At 55.5% G+C, this 3236-nt stretch carries 1 protein-coding gene; it reads left to right on the forward strand.

Annotation, left to right across the window (positions count from 1 at the left end):
- Positions 1-2536 (forward strand): thioesterase domain-containing protein (locus B7R24_RS16870; RefSeq protein WP_253259542.1); only part of this gene is annotated, 2536 nt, incomplete at its 5' end.
- Between the last annotated feature and the right edge of the window lie 700 nt (positions 2537-3236).

The raw sequence follows: 3236 nt of genomic DNA on the forward strand, positions 1-3236 counted from the left end.
CGGCTACACAGCTACCTCGGGAACATCTCACCTGAAGAATACGAACGCAACTACTACGCTCAAGACCACGGCACATCAACCGGTGATGCCGCCAACACAAAGGCGGCATGAAACCCGGGACGGTTCAGAGATCGAGACACTACTGGCTGGGCTGTGGAGCGACCTGCTGGGAGTTGAACGGATCGGACGACGCGACAGCTTCTTCACCCTCGGCGGACACTCCCTCCTCGCCGTCCGACTCATCAGCCGCATACGCCAAGAGCTCGGCATCGAACTCACGCTTCGAGATGTGTTGGTACAACCGACTGTTGAAGGCATAGCTTTGTTGGTCCAGGATAAGCGGACTGCGTCAGGCGCCATTCAGGGCGTCATTGAGCTGAACTCATCAGGCACTCAGCGGCCGCTATTCATCGTCCACCCAGCGTCGGGGGAGGTTGGATCTTACCCAGTACTCGCCGTGGCGATCGGCGAAGACACACCTGTCTTCGGCTTAGAGGCTGCCGGGCTGAACGAGGTCCCCATACTTCATCAGACGGTAGAAGACATAGCGGAGGAGTACCTCAGGCGAATACGGAGAGTTCAGTCCGTAGGTCCGTATCGCCTAGCCGCATGGTCGCTTGGGGGAGTCATTGCCTACGAGATGGCCCGGCAACTCACCATCTCGAATGAGACTGTTGAGTTTCTGGGCCTCATTGACTGCGCTAACAATACTGCGGTGGGATATACGGCTCCACGCTATTTCAGCGAGGTCGAGGACGTGCTGCTTCGCTTACCTGAACTTATTCCAACGTTCGAGGCTGGCCGCTTGGAAGGGTGGGGCCAAGGACCTCGCTCAGTCGAACAGCTGCTTGGTGCATGCCAGCGGGCCGGGTATTTCGACGACGGCCTGACATCTCAGATTGTGCTGGAGCGAACAAAAGCATGGCGCACTATTGTGTCTGCCGTAGATAAGTACGAGCCGTCATCCAACAGCAGGCTGACGATCCATCTTTTTCTCGCCAAGACACATCGAGGAAGGGAGATCGAGGATAGTTGGCGACCCCTTGTTGAGGATCGATTGGTTGTGGAGCACGTGCCAGGTGATCATCTAACGATGCTGCAGATCCCCTTCTGCAACCTCTTGGGTGCGGCGATTGCTCGGGCGCTGACTCGAACTTCGGTCAAGACAGCAGGCAGTACCCGTGGTGTCTCGAAAGCGACGATAGCAATCATCCCGTTCCCCGAGACAAGTGCATTCAATTCGAGTTACAGCCTTTCGCGTGAACTCGAAAGGTCGGGCTATCGAGTCGTGTATTACGGACCCTCCAGATATCGCTCACGAGTGGTAAACCAAGGATACGAGTATCGTGCTCTCGACATGGTGCTCCCGGAAGTGAGAACTACAAACAAGCGAGGACTGAGGGCGCTGACAAATAAATGGCGCGCTGCACGAGCCACGGTATTGCACCGACTTCTTCAAATTCGGGCTTCAGACGTTCGTTGCGAAACGGCTTTGATCGCTGACAACGTTGCAGTAGTCATCTCAGATCCGTCGACCCGAATCGGTGTGCTACCGGCACTGAAGCAGAAAATTCCAATGATCGCTCTCAACTCAACTCTGGCGTCAGAGCCTACAAGAGCCACTCCGCCAGTTTTCAGTTCGCTGACGCCGCCCAGTATTCGTAGTCGAGCATGGACAGTTCGCAATTTTCTGGCATGGGGTAACTGCTTATTTGCAGCATGGCGTAAGCAGGTAGCATCCACGGGCCTCCAAATAATCCTCGGACTCGGTAGAGACTCGTTCTGGACGGAAGTGGTCAAACGTGGGGGGAAGATCTCGTGGAGCGAGTACGGGCCTCGCATTGCAATACCTGAACTTGTTACCTCCCCCAGAAAATTCGATTTTCCCGATGCGAAGGAAGGCACCTCACGAACATATCTCGGCAGTAGCGTCGACCTGCGACGAGCAGATGGCGACTTCTCCCGGCAAGAATGGAGCGCGGAGAGGAGAACTATTTACTGTTCTCTGGGAACCTACAGCCACGAATATCCCCATGCAAAACGACTCTTCAAAGCCGTCATCGCTGCCGTGAAGGATCAGGAAGATGTGCAGACCATAATCCAGATAGGAATGGCTGCTGAGATCGCTGACTTCGGTGAACTGCCGAAAAATATCTCTGTGGTCAAGTTTGCGCCTCAACTGGAGATACTCAAAAGAGCCGACGTACTGATCACCCAAGCGGGCCACGGTTCTGTCATGGAAGCATCATATTTTGGTGTTCCGATGCTGGCATTTCCTTGTTGGAATGATCAGTTCGGAAATGCAGCCCGTGTTGAATATCACGGGACCGGAATTGTTGGAGACATTGCGAGCATCGATGGATCGAAGATCGCCGACATGCTTAGAAGGGTAGAAGAGGGTGAATTCAGAGCGGCGGCTGCAAGGATGCGGGCCACATTTCACCTTGATGTGTCACCTGTAGCGGGGCTAGAGGCTATCGAGCGGTTATTGGAATCCAACTTGCCTGTCATCGATGATTTCGTTACGCGTGAATAGGTAGAAATTGGCGCTGCAGGGCAACTGTGCCAGAAGGTACTGTCCTCCACCGCTCGTCTTTACCCCGCTAACCGTAAGGTTGCTGGACATCGGAACAGCCCGCCCGGTCTTTCGGGCGCAGTCTCGTCGCCGACTGAGAGGGACGACACCGCCACTTGCTAGACATGACACCGCGCTCAAGCTAACCGCTGAAGGTCCCCCTAACGTCGATGGAGTAGTTGATGGACAAGCGGCCCGGCACTCCGATCTCCGCTGAGCGTACTCATCGCCGCAGCATGCCTCTCTGCCTCATCCTGGTCGTTGCTCCTCGTTCTGGCTGACGCTCCACCCTTCGTGACCAGCTTCGTCAGCGTCGCGCTGTTAGCCGGAATAGTCTTGGCAGGAATAGTCGGACCCGTTCCAGGCAACACCAGCGGCTGGATTTGTATACAGCGAATATCGGTGTTGGTGCTTGTCGGTTTTCTGCTCTGCACAGCAGCTGTTCTTGTCACTGTTGTGGCGACCAAGTCCGAGCTCCGCCAACAGCGCAGTCCAGTGTGACGTCACCCTTCGAACACCGCGTTTGACCAAGATTGTCAATGGCCAATGGTTTGTGCCCATGGGTGGCCAGCGTTTGTGCCCGCTGGTGGCCATGAAAAGTGCCCGTGTATGGCCAACAGTTCTGCCCACCTGGTTTCTGGTGGTGTTGGCCATGGGTCGC

The sequence above is a fragment of the Subtercola boreus genome, assembly GCF_003399645.1.
In the GTDB taxonomy this organism is placed as follows: Bacteria; Actinomycetota; Actinomycetes; order Actinomycetales; family Microbacteriaceae; genus Subtercola; species Subtercola boreus_A.